Below are 17427 nucleotides of genomic sequence, written 5' to 3'. Positions count from 1 at the left end.
TTGATTATATTGAAATTCCACCATCGACATGAATTGTACTTCCTGTTGTAAATGTTGCATCATCGCTAGCTAAATAAACAGCCACAGCTGCTATCTCTTCTGCTGTACCTAATCTTCCCATAGGTTGTCTTGCAATAAAATCTTTTTTTGCTTGAACGGGATCTGGGCTTTGATTGACCCTATCTTGCCAAGAAGGTGAATAAACTGTACCTGGCGCGATTGAATTACATCTAATATTTTTTTTAACGAAATCTGCTGCAATCGCTTTTGTTAAACCAATCACTGCACCTTTTGTTGTTCCGTAAACAAATCTATTTGGAAAACCTTTAAAGCTAGATGCGCATGAAGAAATATTAATAATACTTCCACTATTTTGTTTTATCATTAAAGGTAAAATAGCTTTACACATAAAGTACATCGACTTTACGTTTACGTTAGAAGAAAAATCCCAATCTTTTTCATCACATTCCAATATTGTTCCATGATGAACAAATCCAACAGCATTAAATAAAACATCAACTCTATCTAAAGTTTTAGTAAATTCTAAAATTGCATTGTTGTCTGTTGAGTCTAGCTTTTGCACTTTAATCTCTGGATATTCTTTGTTTAAATCAGCTAAAGTTTTATCATTCAAATCAGTTGCAGTTACATGAGCGCCCTCTTTATGAAATGCTATTGCTGTTGCCTTTCCAATCCCTTGGCCTGCTGCTGTTACGAGAATTTTTTTACCTTCTAATCTTCCACTCATTTTTTATTTATCCTTTCGATTTCATTATAAAGTGAACTATGATCAGTGTTTCCATGACCATTATCGACAAGGGTTTTATACATTTCTTTCACTAAATTTGAAATAGGTAAATGTGTATTATATGAATTTGCACACTCTAAAATGTTATTCATATCTTTTAAATGGGTAAAAGTTTTACCTTTTGGAGTAAAATCTTTATCTATCATTCTTTTTCCATGTGTTTGTAAAATTTTACTATCTGCCCAACCTCCAGTAAGAGCTTTAATTAGTTTTACTGGGTCAGCTCCAGCTTTTTCACATAAAGTTATTGCCTCTGCAACTGCTCCTATGGTAACCCCTACCACAATTTGATTTGCTAACTTTGAAACTTGCCCACTGCCAATAGGTCCAACTAAAGTTGGATTTCCCATAGCTTTTAAAATATTTATAGAATTATCAAAGACACTTTGCTCTCCTCCAACCATTATAGCTAATGAAGCCTCCTCAGCTCCAATTGTTCCTCCTGATACTGGTGCATCTAAATAATTTATATTTTTTGATTTTAAACTGTTTCCATATTTTGTTGCTGTCGTTGGTTTAACCGAACTCATATCAATAACAGTTGATCCAGATTTTAAATTTTCTAATAAATCTGAATTATTCATTATTGCATCAACAGCGCTATCATCTGTTAACATTGTAATAATAAAGTCATTATCTTTAACAACTTCACCTAATGTTTTTGATATTTCAGCGCCAAACTCTTTCAAAGGTTCTGCTTTATTAATTGAACGATTGAATACTTTTAGTTTAAAATCTGATTTTAATAAATTTTTAGCCATTGGCAGGCCCATAAGACCTGTTCCAATAAAGCCTATTTTCATCATGGTTTCGGTTTAAACTCGTGGAAGTTTTGCGTCATTGCTTCTGGGAAAAACATAACACATGCTAATACAATTAACTGAATAACTATAAATGGAGCAAAACCTCTAAATATATCTGTTAATGAAATATGTGGAGGAGCAACAGATTTTAAATAAAAAGCGGCAGGCCCAAACGGTGGACTTAAAAATGAAACTTGCATATTTACACAAAATAATATTCCAAACCAAATTGGATCAAATCCAAGAGCTATAACTATTGGTAAAAATACAGGCATTGCTAACAATACAATTCCAACCCAATCCATAAATGCTCCCATAATCAAAAACATAATCTGCATCATGAAGATTAAATACATTGGTTTTAAATCATAAGCCAAAATAGTTTCTGCTACATATTTAGGACCTCCAGCAAGAGAATAAGCACCTGCTAAAACTGTAGCACCAAAAGTAATAGTTAAAATAGTTCCAGATGCTTTGAAAGTTCTTGTTAATGCATCTTTAAATAAAAACCACGTAAGTTCTTTTCTCGCAAAAATTATAATTAATGTAGCAACTACACCCATACCAGCTGCTTCTGTTATTCCTGTCATTCCAGAATAAATTGAACCTAATACAATTATTACAATACCAATAGGTGGTAAAAGACCTGGGAGGTATGACATTTTTTCTTTTAAAGTTAAAGCAGGCTCATCACTTAAAGGTGCCAAATGCGGTTGTAATCTTGTACGAATTAAAATGTATGTAATAATTAAACCTGAAATCATTAAACCAGGAACAATGGCTTCTTGGAATAACATCGTAATAGAAGTCTCTGTTGTTAATCCATAAATAATTAAAACAATTGAAGGTGGTATCATTGTTCCCAAAGATCCTGATGCACAAATAATACCGATCGACATATCCTGATCGTATTTTAATCTCAACATTTGAGGCAGTGCAATCAAGCCTAATAAAACTATTTCTCCACCAATAATTCCACTCATCGCAGCCATAATTGTTGCCATGATGGCAGTTACAACACCTACTCCACCTCTAGTCTTTCTTAACCACGCATTTAAAGCATCATATAAATCTCTAGCTATGTTCGAACGTTCGAGCAAGGAGGCCATAAATATAAATAATGGAACAGATAAAAAAGAATAAGTGACAACAAGAGAATAGTATCTTGAAAGTAATATGCCTAATGCATGTTCACCTATGTATAAAAATACTAGTACTGCACCCATAAAACCAGATGCAAAACCCATTGGAACACCTATAGATATAAGTAATAACAATCCTACTATTAGTATTATCGAAAGTGATCCTATATCCATATTATTTTAATTCTTTGGAAGGGTCGTATTGTTTTTCTTTAGGATTTCTCCAATCAATAATTAAATTATTTACAGATTGAACAGCAATAAGAAAAACACATATAAGTGTTAGTGGTTTCATAGTAGCAGGAATTGGTGGATCCCAATAAGTTGCAAATCTCTCCCAATTTATGAATGATCTGTATGCATCTTCCATACCTCCATAAATTACAGCTGCTGCGAAAAGAACAATAATTAAAGTGCTGATTAGATCAAAAATTCTCTGTGTTGGTCTACTAACCCAATCATACAATAATACTATTCTAATATGGCTTCTTAATCTTGTTGCATATATACCGCCAACCAAATAACAAACACCGGCAAGCCATAGACATAGTTCATTTGCCCACAAAGTTGGTTTAAACAATACATATCTCATAAAAATTTCGTACATCATCACAATTACAATTACAGGAATTAAATATTTAATTGTGTGACTTAAAAATAAGGAAACTCTATCAATCCAATTTATTGGAAAATCATCTTTACTCGCAACTTTTTCATTTTGTTCTTGTAATTCTTTATCGATCATTGCGTAAAATTTATTTAATTCGAAGGGCCTTTTTAGGCCCTCCAAAATTTCTTTATTACATGATACCGTTAGCTTTCATATAAGCTTTGTGTATCTCGATAAGTGCCGCAGCTTCTGGAGATTTAGTCTTCCATTCTTCCCAAGCAGCTAGAGCAGCTTGTCTGAATTTAAGTCTGTCTTCTCTAGACCAGTCATGAAGAGTAACGCCCATTTCATTTAAGGCTTTAACAGCTTCTGCGTTTTTTCTCTCAACTAAGCTAGTGATAGTTCTCCCAGCAATTTCAATACCTGCTTTCATTGCACCTTTTTCATGAGGCTTTAACTTGTTCCATACTTTTGTGTTACAAGCTAAGTGGTCAGCTGGCATAGAGTGGAAACCTGGGTATGTAGCATATTTATTTTGCTCATAGTGTCCACCTGCATAGTTAGTAGCTAAAGATGAATAGTCTGCACCATCAATTAGACCAGTTTGTAAAGCAGTTGGAACTTCACCAAAGTCCATCACAATTGGCTTAGCACCTAATGCTGTAAAGATCATACTTTCCATTCCTGGAGGTGATCTAAATTTGAAGTCTTTCAATGAAGCAACATCTGGGATTGGTCTGCTAGATATTAAAGACTCATGTCCTGGTATCCACCAACCGATTAATGTCATTCCATATTTGTTGTAAAGTGCATCAACAGCTTCTTGAGCCCCTGGGAAATTCAAGAATTCATATTGTTGATATGGGTTATCGTATCCACCCATTACATCACCTGCGAATTGGAATGCTGCATTTTTACCTGTTTGGTAACCTGCACCAGTCATATCACAATCAATAATTCCAGTTTGTGCAGAGTTAAATACCTCAGCAGATTTACCTGTTACTGATGATGAGTAGAACATTTCTACTTTTAAGCTTCCGCCAGAAAACATTTCAACGTTTTTAGCGAATTGAGCAGCAACTTCACCATTTGGTGAACTAGCTGTAAAGTGTGTTTCAATCTTTAAAGTCTTTGCATTTGCAGAGCCAAATAAAGCAACTGAAACAATAGCTACAGCTGCTATAGTTTTAGATATAAGTTTAAACATTATCTTCCTCTCGTTTATGTTTTTTTTGAAAGTTAACCATAAATGATTTTTGAGATCAATAATTTCGTTTAATTTTTATATATAGAAATTATATATATTTATTGAACTGACAACTTATAGTTGTTCTAAACAACTTCAGAAATAAGAGGTTTTTTATTGAAATAACAATAAATATTATCCACTGCCATCATACTCATTGCCAATCTAGTCTCATGAGTCGCACTACCGATATGAGGTAGAACAAAACAGTTATCTAATTTTAAATATCTTTTATCTAAATTTGGTTCATTATTAAAAACATCTAATCCTGCTGCATAAATTTTTTTATTTTCTAATGCATCTATCAATGCATCATCATCAATAGTTGATCCTCTTGAAGTATTAATAACTACAGCATGCTTTGGTAACAAACTTATTGTTGATGAATTTAGAATATGTTTAGTCTCAGCTGTTGCAGGTGTGTGAATACTTAAAAAATCACACTCTGGTAGCATTGTATTTATATCAGAATAATACTTTGCACCATCTTCTAGATCATCAGAAAGTTTGTTTCTATTATAATAAATAATCTTCATACCAAATGCCCTAGCAGATTTTGCAGCCATTCTTCCAATGCGACCCATTCCAATGATACCTAAAGTTTTACCTGTAACAGAATTTCCAATCATAAATTTAGTTAAATCCGGTTTTTGGTTTTTCCAGTTATCGGTTCTCACTAGATTGTAAGCTTCTCCAATTCTTCTAGATGCAGCTAAAATTAAAAGGATTGTAGTTTCTGCTACTGCTTCATTTAATACATTAGGAGTATTTGTTACTTTAATTTTTTTTTCTTCTGCTGATTTGATTGATATATTGTCATAGCCCACACCAACTTGAGCTATTATTTTTAATTTCCCATTTAAATTATTAAAAAAATTTTCACTAATTTTATCAAACCCTGTTGAAATCATTCCATCATAATCATTAATCAATTTTATTAATTCGCTTTCTGGAATGGGTTCATCTTTTGGATTAAGTGTTGCCTCAAATTCTTTTTGAAGTTTTTCTTCTGCTAAATCTGAGATTTTTCTACAAACTAATATTTTTGGCCTCATATTAGTGAGAATCTCTTGGTAAACCTTTGGTGTGAGATACGTCTAAATATTTGCCTCGAGAATTAATGCATGCACCATCATCCAATTGACCAACAGTGTTTCTAAATATTTCCTGCCAAGGAGTTTGATTATTTGGTTTAAATATTTTTTTATTTTTTCTTCTTTTTTTAAATTCAGCTTGAGAAATCAATAAATCAACTCTTCTTTTATTGAGGTCTATTTTTATTTTATCATAAGTTTTTACAATTCCTAGATCTCCACCTACTGCTGACTCTGGAGAAACATGAAGTATTGATGGACTTTCTGATGTTCCACTTTGTCTTCCGTCTCCAAGGGTTGGTAGATGTCTTATTCCTTTTTTTAATAATCTGTCTGGTGGTTGCATATTAACTACTTCAGCTGATCCAGGATAACCAACAGGTCCGCACCCTCTAATAATTAATAGAGAATTTTCATCAATTTTTAATTTCTTATCATTAAGTCTTTTATGATAATCCTCAGGACCTTCAAAAACTATGGCTTTACATTCAAAAACATTTGGGTGTTTAGGATTTGATAAATATTGATCTCTAAATTCTTTACTGATTACAGATGTTTTCATGATAGCAGATGAGAAAAAGTTGCTTTTCATAACTAAAAAACCAGCTTTTTCAGTCAATGCATTCTTAAATGTTTTAATTACTTTGTTATCTACATCAACTTTCTTTCTTAAATTTTCACCTACAGTCTTTCCGGTAACTGTCTTAATTTTTGTATGAATTTTTTTGTTTTTAATTAGTTCTTTCATAACAGCAGGTATTGCTCCAGCTCTGTGAAAACTTTCCATTAAGTATTCTCCCGCAGGTTGGCAATTTACCAATAAAGGAATGTTGTGCCCAAGTTTTTGCCAATCAGAAAGATCAAATTTAATTCCCATATGTTTTGCAATAGCACTTAGATGAGCAGTGCAATTACTTGAGCCACCAATAGCACTTGCAACTACTACTGCGTTTTCAAAAGCTTTACGTGTCATAATTTTTGATGGGGTTAAATTTTCATGAACCATTCCAACGATTCTTTTTCCTGTTTCATAAGAAATTTGCTCTCTTTCTCTATAAGGAGCTGGAATAACTGCGCCCCCTGGTAAAGACATTCCTAATGCCTCTGCTACAGAGTTCATTGAAGAAGCTGTTCCCATCGTATTACAATGTCCAGCACTCGGTGCAGAAGATGCTACCATATCCATAAATTCTTCATACTTTATATCGCCCTTTGCTAATAATTTTCTCGCTTCCCAAACAACCATTCCTGACCCAGCTAATTTTCCTTTGTAAACTCCATCCAACATTGGGCCACCAGATAAAACTATTGCAGGAATGTTTACCGTTGCTGCAGCCATCAAAGCTGCTGGAGTAGTTTTATCACATCCTGTTGTTAGGATAACTCCATCAATTGGGTATCCATACAAAACTTCAACTAGTGACAAGTAAGAAAGATTTCTATCCAACATTGCTGTCGGTCTTTTTCCAGTTTCTTGAATTGGGTGAGTAGGAAATTCCATTGGTATACCGCCTGCTCTTCTAATTCCATCTTTTATCCTTTTGCTTAAAGACATAAAATGCCTATTACATGGTGATAGATCACTGCCAGATTGCGCTATTCCTATAATTGGATTACCAGATTGTAATTCTTTTCTTGTAAGACCATAATTTAAATACCTTTCTAGATATAAGGCCGTCATGTCAGGGTTTTTTGGATTATTGAACCACTGTTGACTTCGAAAACTCTTTTTTCTTTTTTTTGGCATAATTTAAATAATGGTTTGTTTAAGTTATTGGTTATATAATAAATTTATGAATAATCTAATAGTTTTAAACAAGAATGACAATGTGGGCGTTAGCCAATTTATTATTCCTGAAAAAACTAAAATTGAAGGTCATGAAATCAGCACTATTGATCCAATCCCTTTTGGACACAAAGTTTGTTTAAAAACTATTAAAAAAGGTGATCCAATCATAAAATATGATCAAATTATTGGATTTGCTTTAGATGATATTAAACCAGGACAACATGTTCATTCTCATAATTTAGAATTCAGAGAATTTAAAAGAGATTTTAAAGTTACAGATAAAAAATATGTTATTGATGAAAAAGCAGACACCTTCTTTAATGGAATTTTAAGAGATAATGGACAGGTTGCTACCAGAAATTACATTGGAATTGTAAGTACTGTAAATTGCTCAGCTACTGTCACTAAAATGATAGTTGAGAGGATTAAATATTCTGACATTTTAAAAGATTATCCAAATATTGATGGGATAGTTCCGATTACTCACTCAACAGGATGTGGAATGAATACTGAAAGTGAAGGAATGCAAATTTTTCAAAGAACTATAGATGGATTTAAAAATCATCCCAATTTTTCTCATGTATTTGTTATTGGTTTAGGATGTGAATGTGCGCAAGTCAGTTTATTTGATGAATCATTAAAAAAACATGACCGAATTCATTTTCTAACAATCCAAGATGAAGGTGGAACAAAAAAAATAGTAGAGAAGGTATTGTCTCAAATTAAAAATTTGCTTTCAGAAGCTAATAATGTTCAAAGAACTTCACAACCAGTAAGTCATCTAACTTTAGCTCTTCAATGTGGTGGTTCAGATGGATATTCAGGAATAACTGCAAATCCAGCACTAGGAGTTGCAGCAGATCTCTTGGTTAAAAAAGGTGGAAGTTCAATTTTATCTGAAACTCCAGAGATTTATGGAGCTGAACATTTATTAATTAATAGAGCAAGCTCACAAGAGACTGCTGATAAACTTATTAAAAGAATTGAATGGTGGAAACATTATACTTCAATTAATAATAGTTCTATGGACAACAATCCTGCGCCAGGAAATAAAAAAGGTGGTCTAACAACCATATTAGAAAAATCCTTAGGCGCTGTTGCAAAAGGAGGAAACTCTATCCTTCAAGATGTATTGCACTATGCAGAACCTTTAAAAAATAAAGGTTTTAATTTTATGGACTCTCCTGGTTACGATCCCGTATCTGTAACTGGTCAAGTTGCATCAGGTGCTAATGTTATTTGTTTTACAACAGGACGTGGATCTTGCTTTGGCTGTAAACCAGTTCCAAGTTTAAAACTTTCAACAAACTCAGCGATGTTTGAAAGAATGTCAGAAGATATGGATATTAATTGTGGCACAATTGCTGAAGGAAAAGAAAAAGTTGAAGAAGTTGGTCAAAAAATATTTGAATTAGTTGTAAATACTGCTTCAGGGAATAAATCAAAAAGTGAAATCAACGGCTACGGTGATGAGGAGTTTAATCCTTGGCAAGTTGGTGTTGTAATGTAATTTATTTTTCTTGTGCATCAACAAACATCCTTAATTAACGTAATTTTATTAGCTGCCGGTGGTTTTTTCATGTTTGTTTGTATGGACTCCATGGCAAAATATCTTGGGACTGTTATGCCAATTACCCAAGCAATTTGGGGAAGATTTTTTTTTCACTTGGTATCTTTAATTATATTTTTTTTAATTTTTAAGCCAAAAGTAAATTTAAAAAAAAATTTTAAAGTCCAAATAATTAGATCGATATTAATGGTTACTGCAACCTCTTTTATGTTTTATTCTTTACAGAAATTTGACTTGGTAGATATTTATGTTGTTTTCTTTACAGCTCCTTTAATCGTTTCACTACTTTCAGCATACTTCCTAAAAGATATATTGAGTACAAAAGGTATACTTTTAATGTTATTGAGCTTTGGCTCGATTGTTTATTCACTAGGTCCAAGTATGAGAATATTTAGTTTAGATTTAATATTCCCTATTGTTCCTCCAATTTGTTGGGCTCTTTATCAATTTTTTACCAAAGTTGTATCAGGCGATAACGATCCTTTTGCTGCTATATTTTATACTTCAATTTTAGGTGCAATAATTTTTAGTATTTTTATATTTTTTAATTGGGTGCCATTAGAGAAGAATATCTTTTGGCTTTATTTGGTAATTCTAGGTGTGGCAGGTTTTGTAAGTCATTCTTTAATTATATATGCAATACAACTTTCTAACTTGTCATTTGTAACTAATTTTCAATATTCGCAATTAGTTTGGTCTACAATTATTAATTTCTTAATTTTCGGCGTACCTTTTGATTATAATAAAATTGTTGGGGTTATAGGAATTATTGTTTTTGGTATTATGTTCATAAGAACAGAAGGTAAAAAAAGTTAAATAGTGAGGTTTAAATGAAAAATATAGGTTTTATTGGTGTTGGATATATGGGCTATGGAATAGCTAAAAATATTTTAAAACACAAAAATAAACTCTTTGTAATTGCTAATAAAAATAGAAAACCAATTGAGAAAATTGTTAGCGATGGAGCTGAAGAAGTAAAATCTTTTGAAGATTTTTCTAGTAAAAATTTAGATGCGATGTTTATGTGTGTTACCAACACTCCTATAGCAAAATTAATTTCTGAAAAAATATCTGATATTTTAGATAGTAAAACTTTAATTATTGATATCACCACTCACAACAAAACTGGTTCAATGGAAACTGAGGCCATATTCAAAGAAAAAAAAATAAATTATGTTGAGTGCCCTGTAATGGGAGGACCTGTTCAAGCAGAGGAAGGTATATTGGGAGGAATTGTTGGAGCGTCAGATGAAAATTTTAAAATTGCTGAACCATATTTTAATTTTTTCTGTAAAGAATATTTTCATTTTGGATCTGTTGGAATGGGAGCAAAATCTAAGCTTTTAAATAATTTTTTATCCCTTGGAAATGCTGCATTAGTTAATCATTTGGCTAAAAGTGCTACAGAAATGGGTTTAGATTTAAAAAAAGTATTTGATGTTGCAAAACTTGGTTCTGGAAATTCTGCAGCACTTAATAGAGTTTTTGATAATCTGTTAAAAGGAGACTTTACTGGATTTAAATTTACGGCAAGTAATTCCGTAAAAGATTTAACTTATATTCAAGATTTATTAAAAGATTTTCCTGAAGCTGAAAAAGTTGCTGAAATAAATAAAAATTATTTTCAAAAAGCTGTTGATGATGGTTATGGTGAAAATTTTATTAGCGAATTAATAAATAAAAAATAATTTTGGAAGTAACTTAAGTTAGCGGGAATCTACTAAAGCACTAGGTTGTATTCAATAAATATATTTGCTCAAAATTAAAATAAATTAATTGAAATTGTATAATTTATAATTACCTTTTTTATAGAAGGAGGTTTATGTTAATACTTTCACCACCTGATACTTAGCTGAACAGCTCATATTTCAAAAAATATAACGAAAAATAAATTCCTCTCGGAATTATAATGCCAAAGAGGCGATACAAGGGAGCTCTTTAGGTATACACTTAAAGAGCGAACCCTTTAAAAACTAATTTACAGATGTTAATATTTCTAGTGGAAGTGGAGCTTCTGGGTATTTTTTTTGACACAATTTTTCATAGTTTTCACAAAAACTCATGATAGTTTTTTTAACTTCTTTTTTATTTTTATTTGAAAGATTAAGGTCTTTAATTAATTCACTGCAATTTTTTTCTAATTCTTTTATTTGCTCTCCTGAAAAAAATTCTCCTGTTTCTATTTCCCAATAAGTGTCTTCAAGCTCATCATCAGTTAAATCATTTAATTTTTTCTGCAATAATTTAATAGTTTCGTCCTCTGTTGCTTTATCTCTCATAGGAGAATCTTTAAGTTTTCCAAGACATTTATCCCTTAATCCATCAATAAAATGAAAATAAGGTTTACCCTGTGAAAAATCTCTAAAATGATTTGTATTAAAATATTTATCAATGGCTATTTCTGTTGAAACCTTTTCCTTACCCTTAATTATGGCTATTTGAACGTACACTTCTTGGCTAATATATTCTTCAATATGGTCTTTAACTTTTTGAGGTATCATTCTAACTTAGTAATTAATGTTCTTCTCTGTACCTGCTGTGACAAGCCTTACAATTACTCCACATAAATTGTTTCAGAGTACCTCTTATATCTTCAGCATCTTCAATTACAGATGTAAGCTTTATCATGTCATCAGAGGCTTTTTGCATTAATGCATTGAAGTCGTCTTTTTCATCCCAAATGGTTAGTAAAGCTTCAGTATCAAAACCCTCTTGAGTATTTTCAGGAAACAAATCTATTAAAACTTTGTAATTTTCACTCATTTCTAGCATAAGTTTTTTTGCTTTTTCAAAATCTCCTTTTGATGAGAAAGCTTGTACTCTTTTGGCTGTACTATAGTTTTTGCTAAACAATGCTTGTCTACTTTTAATAATATCTTCAACTGTTAACTCAGCATTGGAATATGAGACGAAAAATACGCTTAAAATTGAGAATAAAATTATTTTAATATATTTTTTTATGTGATTAAATAAATTATGCATGTAACAAATACCTTAACAGAGTATGGAATTATCTCAAAGGTGTTACATTGGCTCAGCGCTGCTATTCTATTCATACAAATACCTTTGGGGTTTTATCTAGTTGATTTAGATTTTGGTGATCAAAGAATAACTATTGAAGATATACACGTTACGTTAGGTTTAACTGTGTTTTATATAATAATAATTAGATTAATAAATAATATACTTAATCCAACTCCAAAATTAGATCCAAGTATTTTTAAAGGACAGAGGTTTTTGGCAAAAATGAACCATGTGCTTTTATATATTGCTATTTTAGCAATAACAATTTCAGGAATATTAAAAAAATTGTTTAATGGGGAAACATTAACAATATTGTTTAAGGAAATTCAAATTAATGAAAATTTTGATTTAGCAGATCAGTTTTATGAAATTCATATTCTTTCGAATTATACCCTTATCGGTTTAATAGTGATTCATATATCTGCTGTTATTGTTCACAAACTATTTTTTGGGGACAATTTATTAAAGAGAATTCTTTAATCTTAATGACAAGCAATTCCAAATTTTTTTAATCTCCAATAATTATAAGGCCAAGGAGTTAAAAAACCTACGATCAGCATTATTGGTACAACCCACCATGTTAAAATTGCGCCTCCAGTTAAAACATAGTCAGTTAAATTCATCATGATTTCCATGCTAATCATTGAAATTAAACTCATACCACAAGCTGTTTTGAATGCGTTAACAAAATTAAAATTTTGTGTCATTAAAATTATTGTTTCTAAAATAATACTCGTAATCAATCCGTTAATGATTGCTAAAATCATTATTCCTAAAACTGGAAAAGGAATTTGAGTTAATTGAAAAAATAATATTGTTCCAAAATCTCCAATTGCACAACCAAGTACGCACCAGGCTGTATTTTTTGCGCTTCTTTTCCAGGTATGTCTACAAGACCAATGAAATGTAGAGGTATTCATTATAATTTGATATTAATGATAAATGATTTTTAGACAAGTTTTCGATAATAAATCATCAACTTATACTTATTTAATTGCGTCGGCAAAAGGTCGCGAGGCAGTCATAATTGATCCAGTAATAGAAAATGTTGAAAACTATATTGAGTTACTAAACGAATTAGATTTAAAATTAGTTAAAGTAATAGATACACATATACATGCTGACCATGTAACTGGTGCAAGTAAACTTAAACTAGCAACAAATTGCTCTACAATTATGGGGGAACATACCCCTGCTGATGCCGTCGAAATTAAAGTAAAAGACGATGAAATAATAAAAATTGATCAAATAGAAATCAAAGCGATGTATACACCTGGTCATACTTCTGACAGTTATAGTTTCTTAATGGATAACTATTTATTTTCAGGAGATACTCTTTTAATTAATGGCACTGGTCGAACTGATTTTCAAAACGGTAGCTCAAAAGATGCTTATAATTCTATTTTTAATAGATTATTAAAATTACCTGAGGATACCATTTTGTATCCTGGTCATGACTATAATGGGAAAGAATCTAGTACAATTGGTAATGAAAAAAAATTTAATCCAAGATTGCAGGTTAAAAATGTTGATGAGTATGTTGAACTTATGTCAAATCTTAATTTAGCAAAACCAAAATTAATAGATATCAATGTAAGTAGAAATATAAAATTAGGTGCTAATTAAATACTACAAATATTAAAAACCAATAAGAAACTAATCCAGCTGAAATTGTTGCAATAATATTTTTTGAGAAATAACCTACAATTACAGCAACTAATGCTCCAAAAATTTTGGGATCATTCATTTCTATAAAAGTTCCAAAATCATTTATAAATATTCCTGGAAATATTATTGCTGGGAATACTGCAGAAGGAACATATTCCAATACTGCTTTAATTTTATCTCCCAACATATCTCTACTTATTAAAGCGATCATAGTCATTCTAGTAAAGTAAGTTAATATTCCAGCAAAAATTATTGCAGTAAGAGTCATTTTTTTAACCTCAATAATAGTGCAGCTACAAATAAAGCAATTATGGGTGAAATAATTATGTAAGATTTAAATGGAGCATCAAAAAATAATAATGAACTCAAACCACAAGTAATCATTACAATTACATGGTCTAATTTTTTTAAATCCTGAACAACAATTGCTATAAACGTTAGAGGAATTGCAAATTTTAATCCAAGTTCCTCTGGGACAAATGATCCTAAAACAATTCCTGATAATGTTGCTATCTGCCAACAAACCCACATTGTGCAACCTGTGCCAATTAAATGATAATGTAAAAATTCCTCACTTCTATTTTTTTTGAAAAACTTATTAGACTCTGCAAAGCCTTGATCTACAACGACATAAGAAATTAATAATTTTTTTATAAAAGATAACTTTTCTAAATATTCAGATAAAACAGCTCCATATAATAGATGTCTAGAATTTATAATTCCAACAGATGCAACAGCAACTAAACTAGATGCACCTCCTGATAACAACTGCAAAAATACTATTTGTGAAGCTCCGCCAAAAATTATGAAAGACATCGCGTAGACTAAATACGGATGAAATCCAAGTTCAACACCGATTGCTCCACAAATTATTCCAAATGGAATTACTGAAAGCATATGTGGGGAAATATCTAACATCCCTCGAGTGAATAATTGTTTTTTAGTAAGCATTTGTTTGTTTTATTAAAAACAAACTATGTGATCAATATGAATCGGTCTTTTAATTCCAAACTTTTCGTCTGCTTCATGTTGATGTTCATGATGAGAATGAACAAATACTGGTATTAACAAATCGCTACTAGTTTTTAAGGTATAAATAAAGTTGGTTCCTCTAAATTTTCTATCAACTACCTCCAATTTTAGATTGCTTTTATCGTCGTGCTCAAGATCCTCTGGTTGTAATAATAATTGCACATTTGATCCTTTTGGATAATGTTTAATAAAATTCCCATTAATTGTTCCAAGATCTTTATTTTCTAATGAATTTTCTCCAGTTACTTTTGCTGGAATTAAAATTCCACGATTTAAAAAATTTACTACTTCGACTGAGTTTGGAAAATGATAGACATTATAAGGATCGTCAAACTGTTTTATTTGACCATCTAATATAATTGCGCATTTATGACCTAAATAAAAAGCTTCATAAGAGTCATGAGTAACTATTATTGTTGTAATTTTTAGTTTATTTAAAATTTTTTTTAATCTTACTTGAATTTCTTCTTTAAAACTTTGATCAACATTTGATAACGGTTCATCTAATAACAAAAGATCAGGTTGTGTTAGTAAAGATCTTGCAAGAGAGGCTCTTTGGGCCTCTCCAGCACTTATTTCATGAGGATATTTTTTAAGTATTTTTGAAATATCTAGTAAATCAATAATCTCTCTAAAAGTTAGTTTTTTTTTCTTTTTAATTTTATTTCTCTCAGCGCCTAACAATATATTCTTTTCAACAGTGTAATGCGGAAATAAGCTATTATCTTGAAAAGCTAAAGATACATTTCTATCTTCAGGCTCAACATGTTTATCTTTAGAAGATATTAATTTTCCATTTAATTTAATTGAGCCTTTCTCAATATTCTCCAAACCAGCTATTGTTCTAAGGATTGTTGTTTTTCCAATTCCTGAGGGACCTAAAATACACAAAGTTTCTCCTTCATTTTCAATTTCAAATGAAGCGTTTTTAACTTTGGTTTTTCCACCAATTATAAAATCAACACCTTTAATCTCTAAAAAATTATTTTTCATTTTTCTCTAAGAATATATTTAGATGTAAACATAATAAATATAGTTGCAATTAAAATTAATAATAATGAAGGAACAGCTGCGGCTTCTAATAAGTCTTCTGAAGCAGATATATAAGCTGTAGTTGCAAATGTTTCAAAATTAAAAGGTCTTAAAATCAAAGTGATTGGCAATTCTCGTATTATTTCTAAAGAAATTAGTATTCCAACAAATAAAAGTGAATTTCTTAAGAAAGGAACGTGAATATTCATGAAGGTTTTCTTTTTGGAATAACCAAGTAGATATGAACTTTCATCAACTGAAATATTTATTTTTTCATAGCCTGACTTAATTCCATTAAATGCTAATGAATAAAATCTTACAAAATAAACTAAAACAAGACCAAGAACAGAACCAATAAAGATTTTTTTAATAGACAAAAATCCTAGAGTTTTAACAATGTTTTCATCAAACCAAGCAATAAAAGTAATAAATGCTACAGCTAAAATAACACCTGGAATAGCATAACCTGATATAGATATAGTTGATAAAAAATTTAAAACTTTATTTCTAGAAACTCTATTTCCATAATTTGAAATTAAAGAAAATAAAATCAAGACTATGCTAGATAAAATCACCAAATAAATTGTATTTAAAGTAAGTGAAATTACATCAAGATCAAAGAGATTTTCTGGAAATTTAATTGTCCAATATAACATTTGGCTTAAAGGAAATAAAAAACTTAAAAAGAAAATAATAAAACAAAACAAAAATGCAAAAAAAGATTTTTTTCCAGACAATGTAATTTTTTCTTTTTGTTTAAATCCACCTCTTGAATTAAAATGATATTTAGCTTTTTTTCTAGAAAAATTCTCAATTATAAAACATGCAAATATAAATATTAGTAAGAAAAAAGATAATCTATTTGAAAAAGCCAAGTCATCAAATGTAATCCACGAATTATAAATTCCAGTAGTTAAGGTGTTTATTGAAAAAAAATCAACTGCACCAAATTCTGCTAATGTTTCCATTGCAACAAGAGATAATCCAGCGACTATAGCTGGCCTAGCAGCTGGTAATATTAAAGAATATAAAGATTTAAATTTTGAAAAACCTAAACTTCTTCCTAAATCAATTAAGTTTTGAGATTGATATAAAAATGAGGCTCTAGAAAGAATATATACATAAGCGTATAATGAAAATGAAAGGGAAAGTACTGCTCCAAGAAGACCATCGAACTTTGGGATATGTTTGTTGTATTCCCCTTCCCCAAATAAATTTGTCAATATTGTAAAAGCTGTGCCATAATTTTCAAAAAAAGCCGTCAAAGAATATGCATAAATGTAAGGTGGAACAGCGAAAGAAAGTATAAGGCCCCATTTAAAAAAATCACTAAAAGGAAATTTATAAAATGAAACCAAGTATGCAGATGTAGTACCTATTATAAATGTTAAGATTAAGACACAGAATAGTAGTGTGAAAGAATTAAAAATATATTCAAATAAAAAAGTATCTTTTAATACTTGATAATAATTTGAGGTCTCTTCAAAAAAACTAAAAAAAACTGTAACTATTGGAATTAATACGCCTATAGACACCAATAAAGAGGATAGAAACCAGATATTTAAATTCTTTAACATTAAGGGTCTTATAATATAAAAAAATTTTTTTA

General features: G+C 30.5%; 19 protein-coding genes. 5 read left to right on the top strand and 14 right to left on the bottom strand.

Annotated elements, in window-relative coordinates; genetic code table 11:
• Positions 1–4: 4 nt before the first annotated feature.
• From ACTT88_RS01905 to ACTT88_RS01875, 7 genes are all read right to left on the bottom strand, one after another.
• Positions 5–748, bottom strand: coding sequence for an SDR family oxidoreductase (locus tag ACTT88_RS01905; protein ID WP_440907686.1), 744 nt, complete (start codon positions 746–748; stop codon positions 5–7).
• Entirely contained in the window at positions 745–1614 is an 870-nt protein-coding gene (locus ACTT88_RS01900) for an NAD(P)-dependent oxidoreductase (RefSeq protein WP_440907685.1), read from the bottom strand. Before ACTT88_RS01900 ends, ACTT88_RS01905 begins: the two co-directional genes overlap by 4 nt.
• Positions 1611–2927 (bottom strand): TRAP transporter large permease, encoded by a 1317-nt coding sequence (locus ACTT88_RS01895; protein WP_023854093.1) that lies wholly within the window; start codon positions 2925–2927, stop codon positions 1611–1613. Before ACTT88_RS01895 ends, ACTT88_RS01900 begins: the two co-directional genes overlap by 4 nt.
• Position 2928: 1 nt before the next feature.
• Positions 2929–3498, bottom strand: coding sequence for a TRAP transporter small permease subunit (locus ACTT88_RS01890; RefSeq protein WP_440907684.1), 570 nt, complete (start codon positions 3496–3498; stop codon positions 2929–2931).
• 55 nt (positions 3499–3553) lie between these two features.
• Positions 3554–4570: a TRAP transporter substrate-binding protein DctP gene (dctP, locus tag ACTT88_RS01885; protein ID WP_440907683.1), complete on the bottom strand. Its 1017-nt coding sequence runs from the start codon at positions 4568–4570 to the stop codon at positions 3554–3556.
• 125 nt (positions 4571–4695) lie between these two features.
• Positions 4696–5664, bottom strand: coding sequence for a 2-hydroxyacid dehydrogenase (locus ACTT88_RS01880; protein WP_440907682.1), 969 nt, complete (start codon positions 5662–5664; stop codon positions 4696–4698).
• A gap of 1 nt (position 5665) precedes the next feature.
• On the bottom strand, positions 5666–7450 hold the full coding sequence (locus tag ACTT88_RS01875; protein ID WP_440907681.1) for an IlvD/Edd family dehydratase: 1785 nt from the start codon (positions 7448–7450) through the stop codon (positions 5666–5668).
• Positions 7451–7496: 46 nt separating this feature from the next.
• Between ACTT88_RS01875 and ACTT88_RS01870 the strand changes: the two genes are divergently transcribed.
• Genes ACTT88_RS01870 through ACTT88_RS01860 form a run of 3 tightly spaced genes read left to right on the top strand, consistent with a single transcriptional unit; the run spans position 7497 to position 10750 of the window.
• On the top strand, positions 7497–9002 hold the full coding sequence (locus ACTT88_RS01870) for a UxaA family hydrolase (protein WP_440907680.1): 1506 nt from the start codon (positions 7497–7499) through the stop codon (positions 9000–9002).
• Between the two features lie 12 nt (positions 9003–9014).
• Complete coding sequence (locus ACTT88_RS01865) at positions 9015–9878, top strand: DMT family transporter (protein ID WP_440907679.1); 864 nt, start codon at positions 9015–9017, stop codon at positions 9876–9878.
• A gap of 14 nt (positions 9879–9892) precedes the next feature.
• Positions 9893–10750, top strand: a complete 858-nt coding sequence (locus ACTT88_RS01860; protein ID WP_440907678.1) for an NAD(P)-dependent oxidoreductase — start codon at positions 9893–9895, stop codon at positions 10748–10750.
• Between the two features lie 285 nt (positions 10751–11035).
• Here the strand turns inward: ACTT88_RS01860 and ACTT88_RS01855 are convergent, their stop codons facing one another.
• Together ACTT88_RS01855 and ACTT88_RS01850 are read right to left on the bottom strand one after the other, a co-directional pair.
• On the bottom strand, positions 11036–11563 hold the full coding sequence (locus ACTT88_RS01855) for a hypothetical protein (RefSeq protein ID WP_440907677.1): 528 nt from the start codon (positions 11561–11563) through the stop codon (positions 11036–11038).
• A 13-nt stretch (positions 11564–11576) separates the two neighbouring features.
• A complete protein-coding gene (locus ACTT88_RS01850) occupies positions 11577–12044 on the bottom strand; it encodes a cytochrome c (RefSeq protein WP_440907676.1) in 468 nt (155 codons plus the stop codon).
• On the opposite strand from ACTT88_RS01850, the gene ACTT88_RS01845 reads away from it, so the two are divergent.
• The gene (locus ACTT88_RS01845; protein ID WP_440907675.1) at positions 12039–12566 is read left to right on the top strand and encodes a cytochrome b; all 528 of its coding nucleotides are present in this window, start codon (positions 12039–12041) and stop codon (positions 12564–12566) included. The genes ACTT88_RS01850 and ACTT88_RS01845 overlap by 6 nt on opposite strands.
• A 2-nt stretch (positions 12567–12568) precedes the next feature.
• On the opposite strand, the gene ACTT88_RS01840 is transcribed toward ACTT88_RS01845, so the two are convergent.
• Positions 12569–13006 (bottom strand): DUF4396 domain-containing protein, encoded by a 438-nt coding sequence (locus ACTT88_RS01840; RefSeq protein ID WP_440907674.1) that lies wholly within the window; start codon positions 13004–13006, stop codon positions 12569–12571.
• 22 nt (positions 13007–13028) lie between these two features.
• On the opposite strand from ACTT88_RS01840, the gene ACTT88_RS01835 reads away from it, so the two are divergent.
• Positions 13029–13712: an MBL fold metallo-hydrolase gene (locus ACTT88_RS01835; protein ID WP_440907673.1), complete on the top strand. Its 684-nt coding sequence runs from the start codon at positions 13029–13031 to the stop codon at positions 13710–13712.
• Here the strand turns inward: ACTT88_RS01835 and ACTT88_RS01830 are convergent.
• Genes ACTT88_RS01830 through ACTT88_RS01815 form a run of 4 tightly spaced genes read right to left on the bottom strand, consistent with a single transcriptional unit; the run spans position 13705 to position 17395 of the window.
• Complete coding sequence (locus ACTT88_RS01830) at positions 13705–14022, bottom strand: AzlD domain-containing protein (protein WP_440907672.1); 318 nt, start codon at positions 14020–14022, stop codon at positions 13705–13707. The two genes, ACTT88_RS01835 and ACTT88_RS01830, sit on opposite strands and share 8 nt — an antisense overlap.
• Positions 14019–14705 carry an AzlC family ABC transporter permease gene (locus tag ACTT88_RS01825; RefSeq protein WP_075536363.1) on the bottom strand — a complete coding sequence of 229 codons (687 nt, stop codon included), beginning with the start codon at positions 14703–14705 and terminating at the stop codon, positions 14019–14021. Before ACTT88_RS01825 ends, ACTT88_RS01830 begins: the two co-directional genes overlap by 4 nt.
• Before the next feature lie 12 nt (positions 14706–14717).
• The gene (locus tag ACTT88_RS01820) at positions 14718–15779 is read right to left on the bottom strand and encodes an ABC transporter ATP-binding protein (RefSeq protein ID WP_440907671.1); all 1062 of its coding nucleotides are present in this window, start codon (positions 15777–15779) and stop codon (positions 14718–14720) included.
• On the bottom strand, positions 15776–17395 hold the full coding sequence (locus tag ACTT88_RS01815; protein WP_440907670.1) for an ABC transporter permease: 1620 nt from the start codon (positions 17393–17395) through the stop codon (positions 15776–15778). The genes ACTT88_RS01820 and ACTT88_RS01815 overlap by 4 nt, the downstream gene beginning before the upstream one ends.
• Between the last annotated feature and the right edge of the window lie 32 nt (positions 17396–17427).

Origin of the sequence: Candidatus Pelagibacter sp., from assembly GCF_052046145.1 — a bacterium.
In the GTDB taxonomy this organism is placed as follows: Bacteria; Pseudomonadota; Alphaproteobacteria; order Pelagibacterales; family Pelagibacteraceae; genus Pelagibacter.
The sequence above is the reverse complement of the archived record's forward strand: the minus strand, read 5'-3'. Positions and strand labels throughout refer to the sequence as shown.

Coding starts and splice junctions, on each gene's coding strand:
- ACTT88_RS01905 (WP_440907686.1), bottom strand. CDS start 748: ATGAGTGGAAGATTAGAAGGTAAAAAAATTCTCGTAACAGCAGCAGGC.
- ACTT88_RS01900 (WP_440907685.1), bottom strand. CDS start 1,614: ATGATGAAAATAGGCTTTATTGGAACAGGTCTTATGGGCCTGCCAATG.
- ACTT88_RS01895 (WP_023854093.1), bottom strand. CDS start 2,927: ATGGATATAGGATCACTTTCGATAATACTAATAGTAGGATTGTTATTA.
- ACTT88_RS01890 (WP_440907684.1), bottom strand. CDS start 3,498: ATGATCGATAAAGAATTACAAGAACAAAATGAAAAAGTTGCGAGTAAA.
- dctP (WP_440907683.1), bottom strand. CDS start 4,570: ATGTTTAAACTTATATCTAAAACTATAGCAGCTGTAGCTATTGTTTCA.
- ACTT88_RS01880 (WP_440907682.1), bottom strand. CDS start 5,664: ATGAGGCCAAAAATATTAGTTTGTAGAAAAATCTCAGATTTAGCAGAA.
- ACTT88_RS01875 (WP_440907681.1), bottom strand. CDS start 7,450: ATGCCAAAAAAAAGAAAAAAGAGTTTTCGAAGTCAACAGTGGTTCAAT.
- ACTT88_RS01870 (WP_440907680.1), top strand. CDS start 7,497: ATGAATAATCTAATAGTTTTAAACAAGAATGACAATGTGGGCGTTAGC.
- ACTT88_RS01860 (WP_440907678.1), top strand. CDS start 9,893: ATGAAAAATATAGGTTTTATTGGTGTTGGATATATGGGCTATGGAATA.
- ACTT88_RS01855 (WP_440907677.1), bottom strand. CDS start 11,563: ATGATACCTCAAAAAGTTAAAGACCATATTGAAGAATATATTAGCCAA.
- ACTT88_RS01845 (WP_440907675.1), top strand. CDS start 12,039: ATGCATGTAACAAATACCTTAACAGAGTATGGAATTATCTCAAAGGTG.
- ACTT88_RS01850 (WP_440907676.1), bottom strand. CDS start 12,044: ATGCATAATTTATTTAATCACATAAAAAAATATATTAAAATAATTTTA.
- ACTT88_RS01840 (WP_440907674.1), bottom strand. CDS start 13,006: ATGAATACCTCTACATTTCATTGGTCTTGTAGACATACCTGGAAAAGA.
- ACTT88_RS01835 (WP_440907673.1), top strand. CDS start 13,029: ATGATTTTTAGACAAGTTTTCGATAATAAATCATCAACTTATACTTAT.
- ACTT88_RS01830 (WP_440907672.1), bottom strand. CDS start 14,022: ATGACTCTTACTGCAATAATTTTTGCTGGAATATTAACTTACTTTACT.
- ACTT88_RS01825 (WP_075536363.1), bottom strand. CDS start 14,705: ATGCTTACTAAAAAACAATTATTCACTCGAGGGATGTTAGATATTTCC.
- ACTT88_RS01820 (WP_440907671.1), bottom strand. CDS start 15,779: ATGAAAAATAATTTTTTAGAGATTAAAGGTGTTGATTTTATAATTGGT.
- ACTT88_RS01815 (WP_440907670.1), bottom strand. CDS start 17,395: ATGTTAAAGAATTTAAATATCTGGTTTCTATCCTCTTTATTGGTGTCT.